18 protein-coding genes are annotated in these 21,632 nt (G+C 60.1%); 4 read left to right on the top strand and 14 right to left on the bottom strand.

The genetic code is table 11. The annotated features are described in order from the left end of the window. Window positions 1–35: 35 nt before the first annotated feature. The 5 genes from ACQZ5G_RS22200 to ACQZ5G_RS22220 all read right to left on the bottom strand — a co-directional run bounded on the left by ACQZ5G_RS22200 (window position 36) and on the right by ACQZ5G_RS22220 (window position 4,905). Entirely contained in the window at window positions 36–1,442 is a 1,407-nt protein-coding gene (locus ACQZ5G_RS22200) for a TRAP transporter large permease (protein WP_035220793.1), read from the bottom strand. Between the two features lie 4 nt (window positions 1,443–1,446). After that, window positions 1,447–2,019 carry a TRAP transporter small permease gene (locus ACQZ5G_RS22205; RefSeq protein WP_448738525.1) on the bottom strand — a complete coding sequence of 191 codons (573 nt, stop codon included), beginning with the start codon at window positions 2,017–2,019 and terminating at the stop codon, window positions 1,447–1,449. 60 nt (window positions 2,020–2,079) lie between these two features. Continuing rightward, window positions 2,080–3,054 (bottom strand): sialic acid TRAP transporter substrate-binding protein SiaP, encoded by a 975-nt coding sequence (locus tag ACQZ5G_RS22210; RefSeq protein ID WP_448738526.1) that lies wholly within the window; start codon window positions 3,052–3,054, stop codon window positions 2,080–2,082. Between the two features lie 62 nt (window positions 3,055–3,116). Then, window positions 3,117–3,833, bottom strand: coding sequence for a FadR/GntR family transcriptional regulator (locus ACQZ5G_RS22215; RefSeq protein ID WP_448735804.1), 717 nt, complete (start codon window positions 3,831–3,833; stop codon window positions 3,117–3,119). 385 nt (window positions 3,834–4,218) lie between these two features. After that, window positions 4,219–4,905: an HAD family hydrolase gene (locus ACQZ5G_RS22220; protein WP_127755856.1), complete on the bottom strand. Its 687-nt coding sequence runs from the start codon at window positions 4,903–4,905 to the stop codon at window positions 4,219–4,221. A gap of 407 nt (window positions 4,906–5,312) precedes the next feature. On the opposite strand from ACQZ5G_RS22220, the gene minC reads away from it, so the two are divergent. The 3 genes from minC to minE are packed head-to-tail and all read left to right on the top strand — an operon-like array spanning window position 5,313 to window position 7,148. Further along, a complete protein-coding gene (gene minC / locus ACQZ5G_RS22225; RefSeq protein WP_448738527.1) occupies window positions 5,313–6,041 on the top strand; it encodes a septum site-determining protein MinC in 729 nt (242 codons plus the stop codon). Window positions 6,042–6,075: 34 nt separating this feature from the next. After that, a complete protein-coding gene (gene minD / locus ACQZ5G_RS22230; RefSeq protein ID WP_003506498.1) occupies window positions 6,076–6,891 on the top strand; it encodes a septum site-determining protein MinD in 816 nt (271 codons plus the stop codon). Further along, window positions 6,888–7,148 carry a cell division topological specificity factor MinE gene (gene minE / locus ACQZ5G_RS22235; RefSeq protein ID WP_020809474.1) on the top strand — a complete coding sequence of 87 codons (261 nt, stop codon included), beginning with the start codon at window positions 6,888–6,890 and terminating at the stop codon, window positions 7,146–7,148. Before minD ends, minE begins: the two co-directional genes overlap by 4 nt. A 41-nt stretch (window positions 7,149–7,189) precedes the next feature. On the opposite strand, the gene ACQZ5G_RS22240 is transcribed toward minE, so the two are convergent. The 3 genes from ACQZ5G_RS22240 to ACQZ5G_RS22250 all read right to left on the bottom strand — a co-directional run bounded on the left by ACQZ5G_RS22240 (window position 7,190) and on the right by ACQZ5G_RS22250 (window position 11,406). Then, window positions 7,190–8,092, bottom strand: coding sequence for an amino acid ABC transporter substrate-binding protein (locus ACQZ5G_RS22240; RefSeq protein ID WP_142780394.1), 903 nt, complete (start codon window positions 8,090–8,092; stop codon window positions 7,190–7,192). 71 nt (window positions 8,093–8,163) lie between these two features. Beyond that, window positions 8,164–9,057, bottom strand: coding sequence for an amino acid ABC transporter substrate-binding protein (locus ACQZ5G_RS22245; RefSeq protein WP_020809472.1), 894 nt, complete (start codon window positions 9,055–9,057; stop codon window positions 8,164–8,166). A gap of 30 nt (window positions 9,058–9,087) precedes the next feature. Then, a complete protein-coding gene (locus ACQZ5G_RS22250; RefSeq protein ID WP_448738528.1) occupies window positions 9,088–11,406 on the bottom strand; it encodes a putative bifunctional diguanylate cyclase/phosphodiesterase in 2,319 nt (772 codons plus the stop codon). A 342-nt stretch (window positions 11,407–11,748) separates the two neighbouring features. Between ACQZ5G_RS22250 and ACQZ5G_RS22255 the strand changes: the two genes are divergently transcribed. Further along, the gene (locus ACQZ5G_RS22255) at window positions 11,749–13,107 is read left to right on the top strand and encodes an amidase (RefSeq protein WP_003519836.1); all 1,359 of its coding nucleotides are present in this window, start codon (window positions 11,749–11,751) and stop codon (window positions 13,105–13,107) included. 208 nt (window positions 13,108–13,315) lie between these two features. Here the strand turns inward: ACQZ5G_RS22255 and ACQZ5G_RS22260 are convergent, their stop codons facing one another. The 6 genes from ACQZ5G_RS22260 to ACQZ5G_RS22285 all read right to left on the bottom strand — a co-directional run bounded on the left by ACQZ5G_RS22260 (window position 13,316) and on the right by ACQZ5G_RS22285 (window position 21,359). Next, entirely contained in the window at window positions 13,316–14,443 is a 1,128-nt protein-coding gene (locus tag ACQZ5G_RS22260; RefSeq protein ID WP_003519835.1) for a Gfo/Idh/MocA family protein, read from the bottom strand. Window positions 14,444–14,681: 238 nt separating this feature from the next. Next, complete coding sequence (gene iolB / locus ACQZ5G_RS22265) at window positions 14,682–15,494, bottom strand: 5-deoxy-glucuronate isomerase (protein WP_003519834.1); 813 nt, start codon at window positions 15,492–15,494, stop codon at window positions 14,682–14,684. A gap of 191 nt (window positions 15,495–15,685) precedes the next feature. Next, on the bottom strand, window positions 15,686–16,594 hold the full coding sequence (iolE, locus tag ACQZ5G_RS22270; protein WP_448738529.1) for a myo-inosose-2 dehydratase: 909 nt from the start codon (window positions 16,592–16,594) through the stop codon (window positions 15,686–15,688). Between the two features lies 1 nt (window position 16,595). Continuing rightward, the gene (gene iolD, locus ACQZ5G_RS22275) at window positions 16,596–18,422 is read right to left on the bottom strand and encodes a 3D-(3,5/4)-trihydroxycyclohexane-1,2-dione acylhydrolase (decyclizing) (protein ID WP_448738530.1); all 1,827 of its coding nucleotides are present in this window, start codon (window positions 18,420–18,422) and stop codon (window positions 16,596–16,598) included. Continuing rightward, window positions 18,419–20,335 carry a bifunctional 5-dehydro-2-deoxygluconokinase/5-dehydro-2-deoxyphosphogluconate aldolase gene (locus ACQZ5G_RS22280; protein ID WP_448738531.1) on the bottom strand — a complete coding sequence of 639 codons (1,917 nt, stop codon included), beginning with the start codon at window positions 20,333–20,335 and terminating at the stop codon, window positions 18,419–18,421. Before ACQZ5G_RS22280 ends, iolD begins: the two co-directional genes overlap by 4 nt. A gap of 208 nt (window positions 20,336–20,543) precedes the next feature. Continuing rightward, entirely contained in the window at window positions 20,544–21,359 is an 816-nt protein-coding gene (locus ACQZ5G_RS22285; RefSeq protein ID WP_003519830.1) for a MurR/RpiR family transcriptional regulator, read from the bottom strand. Window positions 21,360–21,632 lie beyond the last annotated feature (273 nt).

Genomic DNA, 21,632 nt, shown 5'->3' on the forward strand with positions numbered 1-21,632 from the left:
CCGCGCGGGGAACCGCGCGGGCGATGGTGTTTGCATCAGCGGATCAGGCCCATTTCGGTCGGCAGCCACAGCGTGATGGCCGGAACGAAGGTGATCAGCAGCAGCGCCACGAACAACGGCACCAGCCAGGGCAGAATGGCCATCGTCGTGCGTTCGACGGAGAGTTTCGCCACGCGCGAGAGCACGAACAGCACCATGCCGAGCGGCGGATGCAGCAGCCCTATCATCAGGTTGAGCGTGATGATGAGGCCGAAATGCACCGGATCGATATTGAACTGCAGCACCAGCGGCAGCAGGATCGGCACGAGGATGGTGATCGCCGCGATCGTATCGAGGAAGCAGCCGACGAACAGCATCAGGAGGTTGACCAGCACGAGGAAAATCCACTTGCTGTCCGTGATCGTCAGGATCGCCGCCGACAGAAGCTGCGCCGCCTGGCTCACCGTCAGAAGCCATGCGAAGACCGATGCCGCCGCGACGATGAAGAGAACCGAAGCGGTCGTCTCAATCGTATCGAAGGTCGATTTCGCCAGCGTCTTGAAGGTCATCGTCCGGTAACGGACGAGCCCGAGGAACAGCGACCACAACACGGCCGCGACAGCCGCCTCCGTCGGTGTGAACCAGCCCATGGTCATGCCGCCGATCAGGATGACAGGCGTCATCAGCGCCATCACGGCGGAGAAGTCGAAATACCAGTCGCAGGCGAGCAATATCACCAGCACGATCAGGATCGACAGATTGAGCGACAGGCCGAACGCCGTGAGGATATAGATGCCGAGCGGCACCATCATCACCACGAAGACTTCGATCGATGCGCCGAAGATGGTTCTGAGGCTGAAGGGCGTATCGGAGCCCCAGCCCTTGATATAGGCGAAGACCGCAACCGTGATCATCATCAGAAGCGTCATCACGACGCCGGGCACGATGCCGGCCATGAACAGCGCGCCGATGGAGACATTCGCCATCATGCCGTAGATGACGAAGGGCAGCGACGGCGGGAAGATCGGCCCGAGCGTCGCGGAGGCGGCGGTGACGCCGACGGCCGCCTCGACCGGATAGCCGTGATCCTTCATGGCCTTGATTTCGATGGTGCCGATACCAGCCGCATCGGCAAGTGCGGTGCCGGACATGCCGGAAAAGATCACCGAGCCGATGATGTTGACCTGTGCGAGACCACCCTTCATCCAGCCGACCAGCGCGACGGCAAAGGAATAGATGCGTCCCGTCACACCCGCCGTATTCATCAGGTTGCCGGCGAGAATGAAGAAGGGAACGGCCAGAAGCGGAAAGCTTTCCACACCGGCGATCAGGCGCTGCGCCGCGATGATATCAGGCGCGACATTGTAGAAGACGATATAGAGCAGCGAGGCCGAGGCCATGGAAATGGCGACGGGCAGGCCGATCAGCATCAGCAGAAGAAAGGAGCCGATAAGAAGCAGCATGTGGTCAATCCCCCGCGCTCTGGAATTCTTCGGGCCGTTCCAGAACGGAGTAACCGCGCTGCATATTGGCGATGAAGACCTGCACCGAGCGGAAGAACATCAGAACGAAAGCGGCCAGAACCGTATAGAAAACGATGCTGCGGGGAAGGGCGACAGTGACCATCTCCTCATCCGCGACGATTTCCATATACCGCCACATCAGCCAAGAGGTGTAGGCGAAGAACAGGATACGCAGCACATCGACAAGGATCGACATGATACGGGCCACCTGCGGCGGGACATAGTGATAAAGTACATCCACCTGGATGTGGCGCGACATGCGCACGCACATGACCGAGCCTAAAAAGACGACGCCGATCAGGCAGTTGACGGCGATTTCTTCCGTCCAGGCGTAGCTGTCGTTGAGCACGTAGCGGGTGAAGAACTGAAGGAACACGCAGCCCGTCATCAGCCAGAAGAGGCCGAGCGTGACCCAGTCTTCGAATGAATAGACCTTGAGATCGACCTCCGGCGGCGCCTCGTCGAACGTATGGGCGAGTTCCTCAGGCGTGACCTGAGTATGAATTTCCTGCGACATTGAGATATCCCGTCTGGAGAGAAAGGGCGGTGCGGCAACGGGGCCGCACCGGATCTTGGCTCACTTGACGGCGCGAATGGCTTCCCAGTCGGCCTTGTCGTAACCGAAGTCCTCGAACTTCACTTTCTCGAGGACGTTCTTCTCGAAGTCGGCCTTGTCGACCTCGGCGACGGTGAGACCGCGCTTCTTGAAGTCTTCGACGAGGCTCTTTTCGCGGCTTTCGATGGTCTTGGTGGTGCGCTCGGCGGCCTGCTGCATGACTTCGGTGAAGATTTTCTTGTCTTCATCGGAGAGCTGCGACCAAAGGTTCTTCGAGATCACCGTGTTGAGGTGGTCGACGATATGGCCGGTCAGGACGATGTTCTTCTGCACTTCGAAGAACTTCTTCGCCTCGATGGTGGTCAGCGGGTTTTCCTGGGCGTCGACCGTGCCGTTCTGGAGCGCCAGATAGACTTCCGCAAAGGCAATCGGGGTCGTGTTGGCGCCGCAGGCGCGCGGCATGGCCAGATAGGCCGGAACGTCAGGAACGCGCATCTTCAGCCCCGTCATGTCGGCGCAGGCGGCAATCGGCTTGTTCGACGTGGTGTGACGCGTGCCGTAGTAGCTGACGGCGGCGATGTGGTTGCCGGTCTTGTCTTCGTAACCCTTGGCGAGACGCTTGAAGATATCGCTCTTGGTATAGGCGATCAGATGGCTCGGATCGCGGAAGATGTAAGGGAAATAGGTGACGCCGATCGGCTTGAAGTCACGCGCGGCAAAGCTCGAACCGGAAATGATGATATCGACGGTGCCGATCTTCAGGCCCTGATTGATATCGGCTTCCTTGCCGAGCTGCGAGGCGGGGAAAACATCCACCTTGTAACGGCCGTCGGTGCGCTTGGCGATTTCTTCCGCGGCCCAGACCGAATCCGTGTGGAAAGGTTCGGAGGTCTCGTAAACATGCGCCCATTTCAGCGTGGTCTGCGCCTGTGCCGCCATGGCGGAAAGCAGGATGGCGGCTGTTGCGCCCATCAAAGTCGACAATCTGATTTTCATTCTTAACTCCTCCCGAATTAAAGCCAGATTTCTCATTTTTCCCGTCGCCGGTTGCGGCGCGGTCACTCTTCTCCGATCGTTTCCTCCCCGAAACTTTCGGAAAATCTCTTTTGCGACAGCGTCAGATGCTGCCGCATCGCCTCACGCGCACCTTCCGGGTCGTTGGCAGCAATGGCGTCACGGATTGCGCGGTGTTCCTGAACGGCAAGGTTCCATGTATGCGGACCCTCGAAATAGCTGGCGAGCTTTTCGAAAAAGGGTGACAGGCTGCGCTCGTCATAGATCAGGCCGGTAAAGCGGTTCAGCGCCGAATTACCGATGATATCGGCAATCGCGGTGTGGAAGGCCCGGTCGAAATTGAGCGCCTGTGGCGAGCTGTTGAGCGCGCCGGCCATGCGTTCGATGATATCATCGAGCTTGGCGATGCATTCCGGCGTGGCAAGCCGTGCGGCTTCCTCCGCAATCGCGCTTTCGATGATGCAGCGCGCCTGCAGGATTTCGAATGGCCCATGCGCATCCGGCACCGGCGGCTTTTCCTTGGCCTGCTTGCCGGCTGCGCTGACATAGACGCCCGAACCCATGCGGATATGGATATGGCCTTCCACTTCCAGAACGATAAGCGCTTCGCGGACGGTCGGCCGCGATACGCCGAAGCGTTCGGCAAGATCCCGTTCCGCCGGCAGGCGCTGGCCTTCGGTCAGTTCCCCGCTTTCGATGAGCAAACGAATTTGTTCCGCGACCAGCCGGTAAAGGCGGCGCGGCTCCAGAGCCACAAACATGATATCCTCCCAGCGCGAAAGTCTCCCCCGATCGCGCAAGCGGTAAGATGGTCTTACCAATTTTATTAGGACGCATTTATGCGGTGCTGTCAATTGGCCGCTGGTGGAAAAGTGTGTGGGAGGAGTTTGAGGCGGTTCAGCAGGCCGGGTGTTGTCTTATTCCGGGGCTTTTACCACTCCCGTCACTCCGGCCGTGAGCCGGAATCCAGCCAGCCCAAGTCCTTGGGCTAAAAGGACTCTTCTCGTCGCGCGCGAGCCGCGTCGGCTGGATTCCGGCTCAAGGCCGGAATGACGGGAAAAGGTTGCGCCGGACAGTCTGAAGCGACTGACTTACCCGCTGTAAGGTTGAAAATAGTGCCGAGGCCTTAAACGCAAGCAGCCTTCTTCAGCCTCTATTGCCCGCGAGCCTCAGAGCGCCATTCTCACCGATGACAACATCCAGCTCACCATAGCCGCCTATGGAAAGATGCGGCGTTTCGATGAGATGGGAGTGGGTGGCGTTGATGACGACCACGGTTGCGCCCATGCTTTCCCCTGCCTGAATGCCGGCGGGGGCGTCCTCGAAGACGACACAGTTTTCAGGCGCGACGCCGAGCTTTTCTGCCGCCTTTTTATATCCTTCCGGATCAGGCTTGCCGTTCACCACATCCTCGGCGCAGATCATTACCGGAGGCGGGGTGAGGCCTGCGGCGGCCAGCCGGCGCTCGGCGAGCGCGCGGGCGGCGGAGGTGACGATGGCCCATTTGCCGGCCGGCAATTTTTCGAGAAATGCCGCAGCCTCGGGAATCTGGAGGATGCCGTCGACATCGTCCATTTCCTTCTGCAGCAGCATCGCCGCCTGTTCCGCGACATCGAGACCGGGAACGGCCTCGCGGCGCACCACTTCCGACGCGCGCATGCCATGGATGCGCTGCAGGAAAGCGTTCGGCTCAATGCCGTTGTCCACGGCCCATTCGCGCCAGACCCGCTCCACCACCGCAATCGAGTTGAGCAATGTTCCATCCATGTCGAACAGGAAGGCCGCGTAGTCTTGCGAAAATATCTGGTTCTGCGGCGGGACTTTGCTGTGCATCTCATTCTTCCGTTGAAGCTGTCGGGACCGCCTGTCTCTACAGCATCGGCGGAGATAACGGAATCGCTTTTCCACCTTGAAGGCATAATGCGCTCATCTGGCCGAAGGCGGATATTGTCCCGGAATCGGACGTTCGCGTGTTCCGCGACTCGCCGGGTTGGGGTAGGGGAGAAGGCGTGCCCATCGCGCGATGCCGGGCGTCAGGTTGCAGCAAGGATGAGCTGCTATCGTGAGTTTTCACGAGTGCCGGAAACGCGTTAAATCAAAAGGTAATGACGGGTTTTGAATGCTTCGCATGAAGTTTTTTGGGGCGGAATTTTCTTAACGAATCCGCCGCTTCAGGGGTCGCGTTAACCATTTGTTAACCATATTCGAGGTACCTAATTGTCAACGATTTGTTTACCAAGATGACCAAAGTGCTAACAGACCAGCGTTCGATCCGTATCAAAGGCCGCTCCTTCCTCGCAGTCGTCCTGTCCCCCGAATCTCCGGTCGATCAATGGCTGGAAAGGCTCGATGATCTCGCCGCCCGTTCGGCGGGCTTCTTCCTGTCGCGTCCGGTGGTTCTGGATGTGTCTGAGCTGTCGCTCGACAAGGCGGGGCTGAAGGAGCTGCTGGCGGCGCTGACGGAGCGCAATGTCGGCATCATGGGTATCGAGGGCGTTCGCCCCTCGATGATCGAGCCGGGCATGCCGCCGTCGCTGAAGGGCGGAAAGCCCGCTTCCGATGTCGAGGTTGAGCCGGTCGCCATCGCTGCCGAGTTGCCGGAGGAAAAGCCGCGCGCTGCCGGTGAGGTCAGGGCCGTCGTGCCGTCGCTGGTCATCAACGAGCCGGTTCGCTCCGGCCAGTCGATCATGTTTCCCGAGGGTGACGTGACCGTCATCGGTTCGGTCGCCTCGGGGGCGGAAATCATCGCCGGCGGTTCGGTGCATATTTACGGCGCCCTGCGCGGTCGCGCCATGGCCGGTTCGCTCGGCAATGTTTCGGCGCGCATCTTCTGCCGCAAGCTCGAAGCCGAGCTTCTGGCCATCGACGGCGTCTACAAGGTGGCCGAGGACATTGACGACAGGCTGCGCGGCCAGCCCGTTCAGCTCTGGCTGGAAAACGATACGATCAAGGCCGCAAAGCTTGGCTGATAACAGAGAAACAACACAGGAACAGGAGAGCCATATGGGGAAGGTAGTCGTTGTAACTTCCGGCAAGGGCGGGGTGGGAAAGACCACCTCGACCGCAGCGCTTGGCGCCGCACTGGCGCAGAACAAGGAGAAGGTCGTGGTCGTCGATTTCGATGTCGGCCTGCGCAACCTCGATCTCGTCATGGGTGCTGAACGCCGCGTGGTTTACGATCTCGTCAACGTCATCCAGGGTGATGCCAAGCTGACTCAGGCGCTGATCCGCGACAAGCGCCTCGAGACGCTGTTCCTCCTGCCTGCCTCGCAGACGCGCGACAAGGACAATCTGACGCCGGAAGGTGTCGAATGGGTCATCAACGAGCTGAAGAAACATTTCGATTGGGTGATCTGCGACAGCCCCGCCGGCATCGAACGCGGTGCGACGCTGGCCATGCGCCATGCGGATGTGGCCGTCGTCGTCACCAATCCGGAAGTCTCCTCGGTGCGCGACAGCGACCGCATCATCGGTCTGCTGGATTCCAAGACGCTGAAGGCGGAACGCGGCGAGCGCATGGAGAAGCACCTGCTTCTGACGCGTTACGACGCTTCCCGCGCCGAGCGTGGCGACATGCTGAAGGTCGACGACGTTCTGGAAATCCTTTCCATTCCGCTGCTCGGCATCATTCCGGAAAGCACGGATGTGCTGCGGGCCTCGAACGTCGGTGCGCCTGTTACGCTGGCGGATGCCCGCTGCGCGCCGGCCATGGCCTATTTCGACGCCGCCCGCCGCCTGTCCGGTGAGGATATTCCGGTGGTCATTCCGGGCGAGAAGCGTGGCATCTTCTCCAAGATCTTCGCAAGGAGGGCTGCATGAGCATCTTTAGTCTTTTCCGCAAACAGAAGTCGGCACCGCTTGCGCGTGAACGCCTGCAGGTGCTGCTCGCCCACGAAAGGGCATCCTCCGGCTCCGATCTGGTCGCCATCCTCAGGGAAGAAATTCTCGGCGTCATCGCCAAACATGTGCAGATCGACAATGATCGGGTGCATGTGAAGATGGATCGCGACGAGCATGTCTCCATCTTGGAGATCGATGTCGAGATTCCTCTGGGTGCCGATCTGCGCGCCGCGTAAGATACGTGTCGAAAAACGCCGCCCGCCACCGGGCGGCGTTTTTATTCCGCTGTCGTATCGACGGGTTTTCGAAATGCCTCGGCCAGATCGCCGGGCAGCGGGCGCTGCAGGTTGATGCCGTTTGGCGGGATCGGCGCGTTGAACCATTTGTCGTAGATTTTATCGATTTCGCCGCTCTCATAAATTTGGCCGAGCGCCTCGTTGACGGCGTCGCGAAAGCCGGTATCGCCGTGGCGGAGCATCAAACCATAGGGTTGCGGCGGAGCGAGATATTCATCGGAGATGACGTAGTCTTCCGGCTTGCCGGTCTCGGCGACGAAGGATCGCAGAAGTATATCGTCCATGACGAAGGCCGAGGCACGGTTTTCCGTCACCATGTCGAAACTGCCCTCGGTGCTGTCATTTTGCAGAACCGCGACGTTCAACCCCAGTTTGCGATTGAGCACGTTGAGTTGGGTGATGTTGATGGTTCCCGTCGTCACCACCACCGTTCGCCCGGCGAGATCGGCGACGGTGTTCAGGCCGCTCGATTTCAGCGCCACATAACGGGTGCCGGTGATGAAGTGGCTGTAGGAGAACCACACGGCCTTGCGTCTCTCTTCCGTATTCGTGCTCGCCACGCATTCCATGTCCATCGTGCCGTCATTGAGAAGCATGATGCGGTTGCTGGGCGTGCGCTTGACGAACTCGACCTTCAGTTCCGGCAGGCCGAGCTTTTTCTTGATGGAATCCGCCACTCTCAGGCATAGCTCGATGCTGTAGCCAATAGGCTCCGGCCCGGCGCCGAGATAGGAAAAGGGAATATTGCGATCGGCGTAACCGAGCTTGATGGTGCCGGTTCTGGCAATGGTTTCAAGTGTCGGCGGTTGGGCATCCTCGCTCACCGCCTGGGCGGGAAGAAGACTTGAAAAAACGAGCATAAGCCATAGTGTCGATCTCTGCATCGCGCATCTCCAGCCAAATAATCTGTCAAAACATTCTCATGAAAATCGATACGGGTGGACGGCTTGCGCTCTCAGTCCTGGTATTCGCTCGGATGTTCGTATGCCTGTTTCAGAGAGGCGGCCATCGGCAGGTTCAGGTTCATGCCGTTTGGGGGAATGGGCTTGGTGAACCATTTTTCATAAAGGCCATGAATGACCGGCCCGGTGAAAATATGCCGAAGGCTTTCATTGACCGCCGCCTTGAAGCCGGGGTCGTTGCGCCGGAAAACCAGGCCATAGGGTTCGGGGGCGCTCAGCGTTTCCTCAGAGAGCGCATAGAGGTCCGGATTCTCTGATGTCGCCGCCAGCGCTGCGAGCAATATGCCATCCATGACAAAGGCGGAGGCCTTGCCGGAAACCACGAGTTCGAAGGCCTCCTCATTGGTTTTCGTCGGCATCACAGAGATATTGAGGTTCTTTGCCCGGTTCACGGCATTGAGCTGCTCGATATTGACCGTGCCGGAAGCGGATGTGACGGACCGCCCGGCAAGATCGGCAAGGCTTTTCAGATTGTCCTGCTTGCGGGAGAGAAACTGCGTTGCGGTCATGAAATTGGGATAGGAGAAATCCACGATCTTGCGGCGTTCGCTATTATTGGTCGTGGCCGCGCATTCAATGTCGATCTGGCCGCCGCGGACAAGGATGAAACGGGTCGCGGGCGTCGCCTTAACATATTCGAGTTCGATCCTGTCGAGCTTCAGCTTCCTGCGAATATCTTCGCTGATCGCCCGACAAAGATCGGTCGAGAAACCGGTAACCTCCCCATTCGGCAATTGATAGGAAAAGGGCGGTTCGGCTTCGCGATAGCCGATGCGGATCTTTGCGGTTTTGGCGATCTGCTGAAGCGTATCGCCTTCGCCGGCAGCCTGGAGAGGCGTGATGGGAGCAAGGCATGTGAGGAAAAGGCAAAATACTGAAAGACGCATTTTATGTCCTCTGGGCCGGCGGCCGGTTTCTCAAATGGCTTTTTGTGGCGGGCAATAGGTTTCCTGTGTCGGTCGAACGATATCGCCGAATTCATCCTTCGCAATCGGCGCGATGACGGCGCGGTTCTTGAGAATGCGGGCAAGCGGCGCGGGCTCGGCAAAATAATAGCCCTGCGCTTCGTCGCAGCCGGAAAGCTTGAGCGCTTCGACCTGCTCCCTGTTTTCAACGCCCTCGGCGGTGACCTTCAGGCCGATCTGTTCAGCCATGTCGATGACGGTGTTGACGATGGCGGAACACATGGGATTGGATGGCAGGCCGGAGACGAATTCCCGGTCGATCTTGATCTTGTCGAAGGCGACATGGGTGAGCGTGCTGAGGCCCGCATAGCCGGTGCCGAAATCGTCAAGCGCGAGGCGAACGCCCCTTTCCTTCAGTAGCTTCAGGGCTCGGGCGCTGTTGTCGCGCTCCAGCATGACCGTTTCCGTCACTTCCAGTTCAAGCCGTTCCGCCGGGAAGCCGGATGTTTCAAGCGCCCGGTCCACTATCGGTACGATGTCGTCATTGCTGAGCTGAACGGCGGATAGATTGACGGCGAGCCTGATATCCTTCGGCCATGTCATCGCGTCTCTGCAGGCCTGCGCCAGAACCCACTCGCCCAACGGCTTGATGAAGTTGTTTTCTTCGGCAAGCGCGATGAAGCGGTCCGGTGCGATGAGGCCAAGCTTGCTGTGCCGCCAGCGGGCCAGCGCTTCATAAGCGACGATGCGACCGCTCTGCAGATTGACAACCGGCTGGTAGTGCAGCTCGAATTCCTGGTTTTCGAGCGCGGATTTCATGTCTATTTCCAGCGCATGCTTGTGTTGCGCCGCCATGTCCATGCCGGGCTCATAAAAGACGAAATAACCGCAGCCCATGGATTTCGCCCGGTAAAGGCCGAGATCGGCATGTTGCAGAAGCTGCGTTGCGGATGTGCCGTGGCCCGGCGCGCAGGCAATGCCGATGCTGGTGTCGATGCTGATATCGCTGCCTTCGAGACTGAAACTGCGCGAGACGGCATGCACCACCCGCGCGGCCAGCATCGCCGCATCGCTCTCGCAGTCGCCGTTTGCCGATTGTATGATCGCGAATTCGTCGCCGCCGAGACGGCTCACCATGTCGTTTTCACCCAGCACGGCGGAAATCCGTGAGGCCACCGCCACCAGCAGGGCATCGCCGGCGGCGTGTCCGAGTGTATCATTGACGGCCTTGAAGCGGTCCAGATCGAGCAGCATGACATTGAACGGCTGGCCTGACGCGGCAAGCTGTTCGAGACGGTTTTCCAGCGTCTTCATCAGCAATACGCGATTGGGCAGCCCGGTCAGCGCATCGTGATGGGCCATATGTTCCAGCTGCTGCGCCATATCGCGTATCTGCCGCAGGCGTCCGCGTTCCAGAACCGCCTCACGCAACGTCTCGATGGCGGTGGCCATGTCGCCGATCTCGTCCCGCCGCTCCTGAAACGGCGTGGCGACATCCGTTTCCTCGCGGGCGATCCGAAGCGTCGCCTGCACCAGCGCCGGGACCGGTTTCAGGAAATGCCGGGCGATGACGGTCACAAGCGCGCCGGTGACAGTCAAGACCACGATCAGCGCGGCGAGCGAATTATAGATGAGCTTGCGCTGCGCGCCATAAAGCGCGTCCGAGCCGCCGATGCTGACGGCGACCGCGCCGATGGGTTTCTTCGTTTCCGTGCTGATGATCGGCAGCAGGCCGATATAATGGCTGGATTCGCCGATGGTCGCAAAACCGGTGGAAAAACGCGCGGCGACCGCATCCCGGGAAAAGATTGGATCGGTGGCGAGCGGCTTTTCATCGTCATCGGTGGCGTTGTCGAAAGCCGCCGCGATCTGCCGGAAGCCGGAATCCGCCTCGTCATAACGGAAAAGCCAGACGGCATTCTTGGTCTGCGCGCCGATAAGCGCGAGAACGTCGCTGGGGTTGAAGCCGGTAACGAGAATGGATTCGTCGTCGCCGATGGGTTTGTCGGTCAATATGCCGTTGACCTGCCCGTCGGCATCGGCGGTGACGCTGACATAGGTATAGATGCTGCGAAGCGTGGCGCTGGCGATCTGCGAATTGACGCGCGCCTGATTGAGCCATTGCTCGCTGGCGGCGGCGACGAACATATACCAGCCGACAAGTGCGCCGATGCTGTAGGAAAAGATCACGCCGCCGAGGAATATCAGGGTTATCTTGCTGGCGAGCGAGCGCCGCCGCGAAAACCGGCTTGTTTCCGGCTGCGTTGGCGAGCGAAGCGTGTGGCCCGGTTCAACCTGTCTATCTGTCCCGCGATAGGCAGTATCTTCCATTCGCGATAGTCCCCCGCGATGTCGCGTTATAATTGTTTTATGGAATTTTATAGGGCATGCATTTCAATGCTGTCTGCTAAATAATTCAACAAAGTTTAGATGCGATTAAGAATTAATCCGTCTTTTTATAGTCGTAGCTTATATAAGAGATGGCGTTCCTGCACCTCAGGTTGAAAAAATCGGAGGTTAGAAATGAATCGTCAGGATAAACTCCAAAATTCTGCGATCTCCGCCATGTTTCCCGATCCGGCATGCCGGTGATCGATAGCGCGGCGATTGGCCTTGCCAACTGGCCGATAAACGGCATGTTGTGCGCAACATGCCACTTTCAGGGAAGATATCATGGCTCATAAAGGCAAAAACATCGCGCAGCTTTCCGTTCTCCTCCAGAGCGGCCATCTCGATCCGCGTGCCCTGGTGGAAGAGACGCTGGATGCGGTTGGCGGAGAGGACGATCAGGCGATTTTTGTCGAGTTGACGGCAGCGCGGGCGATGTCGGAGGCGGAAGCCGCGGCAAAACGCATTGGTGAGGGCCGTTCCTGTGGTGTGCTCGATGGTATTCCGGTGGCCTGGAAGGACCTGTTTGACCTCGAAGGCATGGCGACCACGGCCGGATCGACGGTGCTTGCCAACGATAAGCCTGCGTCTCGCGACGCAGATGTGGTGACGGCGCTGAAACAGGCGGGCATGATCTGCATCGGCCGCACCAATATGAGCGAGTTCGCGTTCTCCGGTCTCGGCATCAATCCGCACTACGGTACGCCCCGCAATCCTGCTTCTACGGATGGTCACCGTCTGCCGGGCGGCTCTTCGTCGGGTGCGGGCGTCGCCGTGGCTGCCGGTCTGGTGCCGGTGGCGATAGGCACCGATACCGGCGGATCGGTGCGTATTCCGGCCGCCTTCAACGGCGTGGTGGGCTATAAGGCAAGCCGCGGCCGTTATTCGATGCGCGGCGTTTATCCCTTGGCGAAAAGCCTCGATTCGCTCGGCCCGCTCACGCACACCGTACAGGACGCCGTCTGGGTGGACGCCGCCATGCGCGGCAAGGCGGCTGCCGATCTCACGCGCGCACCCCTTTCCGGCCTGTCGCTGGTGGTGCCGGAAACGGTCTTTTTCGATGGCATCGAGGATGGCGTCGCCGATGCTTTCGAGCAGGCGGTGGAACGTCTCGTCCGCGCCGGCGCTTCGGTGCGGCGGCAGGCATTCCCGATTTTTTCGGAACTGTTCGATCTTATCAGGGAAAAGGGTGCGCTGGTGACGGCGGAGGCCTTCGCCCTGCACAAGACCCGGCTGGAAGGTGCCGACGCCGCCCGCATGGACCCGCGCGTGGTGGCCAGAGCAGGGCTCGGCGCGAATATTTCCATGCCTGATTATATCGCCATCATCGAGGCGCGCGAACGCATGACGGCGGCGTTTTCCGGCATGATTGGCAGGCAAGAGCTGCTGGTATCGCCGACATTGCCGCATGTCGCGGCCAAGGTCGCGCCGCTTCTCGAGAGTGACGATGTCTTTTTCGCCATGAATGCGAAGATCCTGCGCAACACCCAGATCGGCAATTTTTTCGATCTCTGCGGTGTTTCAATCCCCTGCGGAACGGGCGATACGGGCATGCCGGTCGGCCTGCTGCTTTCCGGCCTGCACGGCACGGACGATCATGTTCTCAGCGTGGCGATGGCGGCGGAAGAAATCGTTCGGGGTTGAGGAGAGGCGGCCCGCACAGCCATACACCGTCATTCCGCCCCCCGAGCCGGGATGCCGGCGTGGTCAAGTCTTTGACCACGAAAGACTCCCTTCACGGTGCAGACGCGCCGTGGCTGGATGCGGATCATCCTCGGGCTAGTTCCGGGGACCGCCATGACGGAAGAGAAGTTTGTGACGACGGCGGTCAACCTCGCGCGTGCGTCTGTTCCTATTCCGCGATCTCGGCGCTTCCAACCCAGCGCCCTTCGGCAAACGACCGGGCCATGGCGTGGATGCTGCGCTCGATCTTCAGCCCCTCCTCGAAATCGATGATATGGGCCTTTTTCCCCTCGATTGCCGCGATCAGTTCCCGGCATTCGATCACCTTCAAATCGTTGAAGCCGAGGCCGTGGCCGGGGGCGGGGATGAAGCGGTCATAGGGCTTGTGGTGCGGGGCGGTGAGGATGGTTCGGAACCCCTGTTCTTCCGGGCGTCCATCCGTGTTGTAAAGCTGGAACTCGTTCATCCGCTCCTGATCGAACAGGATCGAGCCGGTGGAGCCATAAATCTGGATGGCGATGCGGCCCTTGCGGCCCCAGGCGGAACGGTTGGCGATGAGCACCGCGGAAATGCCGCCTTCGAGCTTCAGGAGGACGCTGGCAAGATCATGCGTTTCGACGGCCCGCTCGCCGCCGCCGGCAAGCGGACGGGTCTCGTAAGGTTTCACCATATCGGTAATGGCGCTTTCTGCATGGCCGAAGAGGGCGTAAAGCAGCGATAGCGGGTGCACGGCGAAATCATCCAGTGCGCCGTAACCGGAAGACGCCTCACTCTTCCAGTAGAAGGGCTGGGTGGCATCGGCCATAAAGTCCTCGTCCATTTCGGCACGCACATGATAGACCTTGCCGATCGCGCCGTCGTCGATCAGGCGGCGGATGTGGCGGATGACGGGGTTCTGGATATAGTTGTAACCCATCGCCGCTGCCTTGCCGGACCGGCGGGCGGCATCGCGCATCTTCACCGCGTCAGCAAAGGCGGGCGCCATCGGCTTTTCACACCAGACATGTTTGCCGGCCTCAAGGGCGGCAATCGCCATTTCCGGGTGGAAGGCGTTGGGCGTGGTGACCGAGATGACGTCGATCTCGGGATCGGACAGCAGGTCGCGCCAGTTGCCCGTCGAGCGGGCAAAGCCGAACTCGGCGGCTTTCTTCGCGGCAAGCTCGGGATTGACTTCCGCGAGCGTCACGAGGCGGGGGCGTTCCACATCGCCGAAGACGCTGGTGACGTTGTTCCACGCCAGCGCGTGGCATTTGCCCATGTAACCGGTGCCGATAAGGCCCACGCCAAGAGCGGCCATGGTATTCTCCTCCCGAAATTATTTGAATTAATTCAATTCGTTAATTGCGTTTGTTGTGTGCCAAGACAGTCTCGAGACATATCTTCGCGCACTCCCTCATTCCTGTGCCTGTCACAGGAATCCAGCCGACGCGGCTCTCGCGCGGCGGAAAGACTCCTTTCAGCCCAAGGACTTGGGCTGGCTGGATCCCTGTGACAAGCACAGGGATGAGGAGGCAGCGGTGTTTGCCTGAAATGCCTTACGGATTATCCCGCTTGAAAATCCAGTCGTGATCCGGGTGGTTCTTGAACCGCCATTTGCGCATCGGCCCCGCCATCACGTTCAGATAATACATCTCATAACCATAGGGCGCGCCGCAGGGGTGGTGGCCCTTGGGCACCAGCACGACATCGCCGTCCGACACCGCCATGGTTTCGTCCAGCGAACCGTCTTCGGTAAAGACGCGCTGGAAACCGAAACCCTGCGCGGGGTTGAGGCGATGATAATAGGTCTCCTCCAGATAGGTCATATCGGGGTAGTTATCCTCGTCATGTCGGTGCGGCGGATAGGAGGACCAGTTGCCGGATGGCGTGAAGACTTCCGTTACCAGCAGGCTGTCGGCCACATCGCGCTCTTCCATGGCAATCGGGAAGATATAACGCGTATTGGCGCCCTTGCCACGCTCGGTCAGCTGCACGCCATTCGGGCCGATCTGCTGCGCCTCGCGGCTGCCTTTTTCGCCGGGCGCCGTGCAGACACCCACAGTGCAATCGGTCGTGGCGGTCAGCGACCATTCGGAACCTGCGGGGACGTAGACGCAATGCGGCGGCTTGCGCTCGAACACATTCATGCGGTCGCCGAGTTCACCGAAATCCTTACCGCCTGCGGAAATCGTCGCCTTGCCTTCGACCAGTACGAGGATGACTTCGGTATCGCCGGTGTTTTCCGCCGCCGTCTCGCCCGGCTTCAGGCGGTAGAGGCCGAAACCGACATAACCCCAATCCGCGCTTTGGGGCGTGATATCGTGCACCTTGCCGCTGGTCGCGACCGGCTTGCGCAGAAGTGAGGTCATGGTGGTGTTCCTTTTTTGATCAGTCGTTCGTCGGTTCTTGCCGTCTCGTCACCCCGGCCTTGAGCCGGGGTCCAGCCGACGCGCGTTCGCGCGGCGGGGACAACTCTTTTCAGCCCAAGGACTTGGGCTGGCTGGATACCCGCTCAAGGCCGGTATGACGGGCGGGGTGTGCCGCCCGCTGTCAGTCCAGCTCAAGCAGCCTGAGCCTTGTCCAGCCCCGCTTCACGCGCAAAAGCCTTCAGCGATTTCAGCCCGAGGCTCTGATATTCGAACGGGTTGCGGACATCCGGGTCCTGTTCGGCCTCGATCACCAGCCAGCCGCTGTAACCACGCTCGGCCGCCACCTTCAGCACCGGCGGAAAGTTCACGCCGCCTTCGCTGTCGCCGGGAACGGTGAACACGCCACGGCGAACGCCTTCGAGGAAGGAGAGCCGCTCACCCCGAACCTGATCGGCAATGGCAGGGCGCACGTTCTTGGCATGGATATGGCCGACGCGACCCATATATTTCTGCGCGACGCGCACGGGATCACCGCCGCCGAACAGGCAATGGCCGGTATCGAGCAGCAGATGCGTCTTCGGGCCCGTATGCTTCATCAGGAGATCGATTTCCTCTTCGCTCTCGACCACCGTTCCCATGTGGTGGTGATAAACGAGGGTGATGCCCTGTTCTGCGGCAAAGGCGGCCAGCGCTTCGACACCCGCACCGAATTTCGCCCAGTCCCCGGCCGCAAGGCGCGGACGGTCGACCAGCGCCTTGTTGTCATCGCCATGGATGGCATTGGAGGTCTCGCAGACGATGATAACCTTCGAGCCCATGGCTTTCAGCAGGTCAAGCGCCGGCTGCATCGCCTTCTTTTCGGATTCGATGTCGTCGGTCAGAAGGTTCAGCGAATGCCAGCCGGAGACGAAGGAGAGACCGCGCGGCGAAAGCACGCCCTTCAGGCCTTCCGGCTCGGTCGGGAACTTGTGGCCCTTCTCGATGCCGTCGAAACCGATCTTGGCGGTTTCATCGAGGCATTGTTCGAGGCTGATATGCGCGCCCAGCGTGCGGTCGTCGTCGTTGGACCAGGCAATCGGGTTGGTTCCGTAACGGATCATCTTACTGTCTTTCCTTGAGATGGTTTTCATAACGGGCGCGCGCATCGGCGACTTCAGCGCGATCAGAGGTTTCAGGCACCGCGACATCCCACCAGTGACCACCAGCCTGCGGCGTCGGGTAAGGATCTGTATCGATGACGATGACAGTGGTGCGGCTGGAGGCGCGGGCCGCGGCAAGCGCCTCTTCCAGCTCGGTAATGGTGGAAACCTTGCGTGCATCCGCTCCCATCGAGCCGGCATGGGCCACGAAATCGATGGCGATCGGGTTGACGTTGGTGTGGGCGTAGAGGTTGTTGAACTCCGCGCCACCGGTTTCCATCTGAAGGCGGTTGATGCAGCCGTAACCCCTGTTGTCGGTGATGACGAGCGTGATCTTCACGCCCATGGCAACCGAGGTCGCAAGCTCGGAATTCATCATCATGTAGGAGCCGTCGCCGACCATGACGATCACGTCGCGGTCCGGTTCCGCCATCTTGATGCCGAGGCCGCCGGCCACTTCATAACCCATGCAGGAGAAGCCGTATTCCATGTGATAGGAGAGCGGCAGCTTGGATTTCCACAGCTGGTGAAGCTCGCCCGGCATGGTGCCGGCCGCGCACATGACGACGGTATTGTCACGCGACTGGCGCTGCACCGCGCCGATGACCTGCATGTCGGTGGGCAGGCTGTTGGCATTGTCTTCGCCCGGCGCTGCCGTATCGGCATCGGCCTTTTCGAACCATGCAGCCTTGAGACCGGCATCCGGCGCCGCAAAACGGTGGCTGCCAAGCGCTGCGGAAAGTTTCTCAAGCCCGATCTTCGCATCCGCCGTCAGGCTGATCGCATCATGTTTGGCGCTGTCATAGGGCTGAACGTTCAGCGCCAGGATCTTGCGGTTCGGGTTCTTGAACAGCGCCCAGGAGCCGGTGGTGAAATCCTGAAAACGGGTGCCGACGCCGAAGACCAGATCGGCCTTTTCGCTGATGATATTGGCGCTTTCCGCACCGGTGACGCCGACAGGACCGAAATTGAGATCGTGATCCCACGCCAATGCCGATTTACCGGCCTGCGTTTCGACGACGGGAATGGAATGGGTTTCGGCAAAGCGCTTCAGGGTTTCGGTTGCGCCGGCAAAATGAACGCCGCCGCCGGCAACGATGATGGGGTTCTTCGCCGCCTTGAGCGCAGCGACGGCTTCATCGAATTCCACAACGTCCGGTTCCGGGCGGCGCTGACGCCAGACGCGCTTTTCGAAGAAGCTCTCGGGGTAATCATAGGCTTCCGCCTGCACATCCTGGCAGAAGGCGAGCGTGACGGGGCCGCAATCGGCCGGGTCCGTCATGGTGCGCATGGCGCGGGGAAGCGCTGTCAGCAATTGTTCCGGCCGCATGATGCGGTCGAAATAACGGCTGACCGGGCGGAAGCAGTCATTCACCGTCATCGTGCCATCGCCGAAATCTTCCAACTGCTGCAGCACGGGATCGGGGCCGCGATTGGCGAAGACGTCGCCGGGGATCAACAGCACGGGAAGGCGGTTGACATGCGCAAGGGCTGCCGCCGTTACCATATTGGCGGCACCGGGGCCGATGGAGGAGGTGACCGCCATGGCGCGTCTGCGACGCAACTGCTTCGAATAGGCAATAGCCGCATGGGCCATGGATTGCTCGTTCTGGCCGCGATAGGTCGGCAGTTCGTCGCGGATACCATAAAGCGCTTCGCCGATGCCGGCGACATTGCCATGGCCGAAAATGGCCCACATGCCGGCGATATAGGTTTCGCCATGTTCATTCATCTGCGCTGCCAGGTAACGAACCATGGCCTGCGCAGCCGTCATTCTGATTGTCTTCACGCTGCCTCTCCCTTTTTGGCGCGCGCCTCATCCCAAATGCGGCACAGGCTAGTATAGCGCTGCGCCATATCCTTTACCGCTTCCTCATCGGTCATCTTGCCGCCGAGCCAGCTGCGGGCGGCATCCGCGAAAATCGTGCGGCCAACGGCGAAACCTTTGACCAGATCGAAACCGGCGGCAAGGCGGAAGCTCTCCTCCAGTTCGCTTTGCGGTGCGTCGAGACCGAGAACGACGATGCCCCGCACGTAAGGATCGTTGCGATGCACCGCGTCGCAGGCGTTTTTCCACGCAGCACGGGTCTTCATCGGCTCCAGCTTCCACCAGTCGGGATAGACCCCGATTTCGTAAAAGCGTTCGATGATGCGGGCGGCGGTCAAATCGTCGGTCGGGCCGACCTTGGAGGGAATGACCTCGAGCAGCATTTCCAGCCGGTTGCGGCGTGTCGCCTGGAACAGACGCATGACGGTCTCTTCCTGCGTGGTGCGCATCTCATCCGTATCGTCGGGATGATAAAAACACAGAACCTTGACGACATTTTCAAGCGGCCATTCGGAGAGACCGCCGAAATCCTTGCCGAGATCGGGTTCCAGCGTCAGTGGGCGCGAACCCGGCCATTCCACCGGGCGGCCGATCCATAGGCCCGAGCCGCTGGCGGCAAACAGGGCGTCACGGCCGAGACGGCCGTCGCAGAGAATGCCGTAACCCGGCCTGTCGCCGGCAACATGCTGTGCGGCCTGAAGGCAGAGTTTCTTGAAGGCGCCGATCTGCTCGTGCTTGACGCCAAGCTCGTCGGCGATGGCTTCCAGCTGCATGCGGTGGTCGAAGGCGAAGACGCGCATCGTGTCCCAGTCGCCCTTGCGGTTGGTCGACCAGTGCACCTGCTCCAGCGCCTCGTCCTTGCGCAGCGCCTTGTTGCGAATGCCGGCCTTGAAGAAATATTGCAGTTCTTCCCAGCTCGGATAGGCGGGCGTGCAGCCATGGCGGGAGACGGCGAAAGCGCCGCAGGCATTGGCGTATTTCAGCGTCGTCGGCCAGTCTTCGCCGCGCAGCCAGCCGCGAAACAGCCCGGCCATGAAGCCATCGCCGGCCCCCAGAACGTTGAAGACCTCGATCGGGAAACCCTCGCCAGTCTCGCCATCATCGAGGCTGGAAGGAATTTCACCGGCGAAAACCGAAGCACCCATCGGGCCGCGCTTGCACACCAGCGTCGCATTCGAAACCTTGCGCACGGCATTCAGTGCGGTCAGCGTATCGGTCGAGCCGCCGGCAATGTGGAACTCCTCTTCCGTGCCGACGATCAGGTCGAAGAGATGCAGGGTGGATTGCAGCTTGGCGGTGACCTTCTGCGATTCGACGAAACGGCTCTCGCCATCGCCATGGCCGGCCACACCCCAGAGATTGGGGCGGTAATCGATATCGAGCGCGGTCTTCGCGCCATTTTCGCGAGCGAGTTTCAGTGCCTTCAGCACGGCCGCTTCCGTCTTCGGATGCGACAGATGCGTGCCGGTGGCGCAGACGCAGCCGGCCTCGGCAATGAAGGCGGGATCGATATCGTCTTCGCTGAGCGCCATGTCGGCGCAGTTTTCGCGGTAGAAAATCAGCGGGAACTGGTTCTGGTCGCGAATGCCGAGCAGCACCAGCGCGGTCAGGCGCTCCGGGTCGGTTTTCACGCCACGTACGTCGACGCCTTCACGCACCAGCTGTTCGCGGATGAAGCGGCCCATATGCTCATCGCCGACACGGGTGATGACGGCGCTATTGAGCCCGAGGCGCGCAGCGCCGGCTGCGATATTGGTGGGAGAGCCGCCGATATATTTGGCAAAGGAGGCCATGTCCTCCAGACGGCCGCCGACCTGCGAACCGTACAGATCGACAGACGAGCGCCCGATCGTGATGAGATCAAGTTTTTTCAAAAGGTTCCTCCTTAGCACCGCACCTCGGTACGGTCTGCCTCACATGTCTGGAGCGGCATTCAGGCGACGATCGCCCGCATCTTTCGCCATCCCGCTCCGATGAGCCTCCTCCGCTCATTTTCGTTCGTCACGAGACGGACGATTATGGAATGCCCGTTTCATGGATTTGGATCATAAATTCTATTTTTTCCGTTTTCAATAAAAATATTCAGGCTGTTTTGCGAGTTCCCACAGCCACGGCCAGCGTAATGGCCAGACAGAGCGTGGCGGAAAGCGAGCGGAACGCGCCGAAATCGATCTCGGTGACGGTCAGCAGCGTCGCGCCGGATTTGCGCAGCGGATTGACGGCGGAATCGGAGAGCGCCACGACCGGAATACCGTTGGCGCGGGCGTTTTCCGCCAGCTCCAGCGTTTCTGCGGAATAGGGGGAAAAGGTGATCGCGATCAGCGCGTCGTCACGGGAAATGGCGCTGATATTGCCGAGCCCGCCGACCGCACTGTGCAACACCGCCGGCACCTTCATCTTCTCGAAGGCGTAGGCGAGATAGCTGGCAATGGGGAAGGACCGTCGCAGACCGATGATATGCACGGTGCGCGCCTTCGCCAGCGCCGAAACCGCCTCGTCAAGCTGGCGGGTATCGACCGATTTCAGCAGCATTTCCAGCGAGGAACGGCCAGCCTCCACGAATTCGGCAAGCAGGCCGGATGCGCTTTCATCGCCCTTCTCCCGCAGATGGTCGAGTCGCGTGGCATAATCCGGCCAACCGCCGACATAGGAATCACGGAACAGCCGCTGCATTTCCGAAAAGCCGGAAAAGCCCATGATCTGGCAGAAACGCATGAAGGCAGAAGGCTGTACGCCAGCACCTTCCGCCATTTCGGCGACGGTGGAAACGGCGATGCGATCCTGATTGGAGGCGACATAATCGGCGCATTGCCGCAATCGTTTCGGCAAACCCTCCGCGACCTGGAGCAGCCGCTCCTCAAAAGCCTTTACGGATTCTGGCGCCTCGATTGCCGTCATTGTCGTTCCTTTGTGCAGACTGAAATCGTGTGCACTTTAACTGCAGTGGAATTTTTATTCCATTGGGTTTTTTGAGGAAGGGCAAATGAGACGGCGGGGGCTTTGTGTGATCGGTCACCCTCCGTCATTGCGGCCTTTAGCCGGAATCCTGTAGGCGCGCGTCCGCGCGGCGCGAAGAGTCTTTTCACCGCAAGGACTTGGGGTGGCTGGATACCGGCTCAAGGCCGGTATGAAGGAGATTATATATATGAACGCGCAACGACGATATGTTGG

The sequence above is a fragment of the Agrobacterium sp. 22-214-1 genome, from assembly GCF_053522465.1.

Bases quoted from the DNA above. Each gene is read 5' to 3' on its own strand.
- ACQZ5G_RS22200 (WP_035220793.1), bottom strand. From the start codon at position 1,442: ATGCTGCTTCTTATCGGCTCCTTTCTTCTGCTGATGCTGATCGGCCTG.
- ACQZ5G_RS22205 (WP_448738525.1), bottom strand. From the start codon at position 2,019: ATGTCGCAGGAAATTCATACTCAGGTCACGCCTGAGGAACTCGCCCAT.
- ACQZ5G_RS22210 (WP_448738526.1), bottom strand. From the start codon at position 3,054: ATGAAAATCAGATTGTCGACTTTGATGGGCGCAACAGCCGCCATCCTG.
- ACQZ5G_RS22215 (WP_448735804.1), bottom strand. From the start codon at position 3,833: ATGTTTGTGGCTCTGGAGCCGCGCCGCCTTTACCGGCTGGTCGCGGAA.
- ACQZ5G_RS22220 (WP_127755856.1), bottom strand. From the start codon at position 4,905: ATGCACAGCAAAGTCCCGCCGCAGAACCAGATATTTTCGCAAGACTAC.
- minC (WP_448738527.1), top strand. From the start codon at position 5,313: ATGACCAAAGTGCTAACAGACCAGCGTTCGATCCGTATCAAAGGCCGC.
- minD (WP_003506498.1), top strand. From the start codon at position 6,076: ATGGGGAAGGTAGTCGTTGTAACTTCCGGCAAGGGCGGGGTGGGAAAG.
- minE (WP_020809474.1), top strand. From the start codon at position 6,888: ATGAGCATCTTTAGTCTTTTCCGCAAACAGAAGTCGGCACCGCTTGCG.
- ACQZ5G_RS22240 (WP_142780394.1), bottom strand. From the start codon at position 8,092: ATGCAGAGATCGACACTATGGCTTATGCTCGTTTTTTCAAGTCTTCTT.
- ACQZ5G_RS22245 (WP_020809472.1), bottom strand. From the start codon at position 9,057: ATGCGTCTTTCAGTATTTTGCCTTTTCCTCACATGCCTTGCTCCCATC.
- ACQZ5G_RS22250 (WP_448738528.1), bottom strand. From the start codon at position 11,406: ATGGAAGATACTGCCTATCGCGGGACAGATAGACAGGTTGAACCGGGC.
- ACQZ5G_RS22255 (WP_003519836.1), top strand. From the start codon at position 11,749: ATGGCTCATAAAGGCAAAAACATCGCGCAGCTTTCCGTTCTCCTCCAG.
- ACQZ5G_RS22260 (WP_003519835.1), bottom strand. From the start codon at position 14,443: ATGGCCGCTCTTGGCGTGGGCCTTATCGGCACCGGTTACATGGGCAAA.
- iolB (WP_003519834.1), bottom strand. From the start codon at position 15,494: ATGACCTCACTTCTGCGCAAGCCGGTCGCGACCAGCGGCAAGGTGCAC.
- iolE (WP_448738529.1), bottom strand. From the start codon at position 16,594: ATGATCCGTTACGGAACCAACCCGATTGCCTGGTCCAACGACGACGAC.
- ACQZ5G_RS22285 (WP_003519830.1), bottom strand. From the start codon at position 21,359: ATGACGGCAATCGAGGCGCCAGAATCCGTAAAGGCTTTTGAGGAGCGG.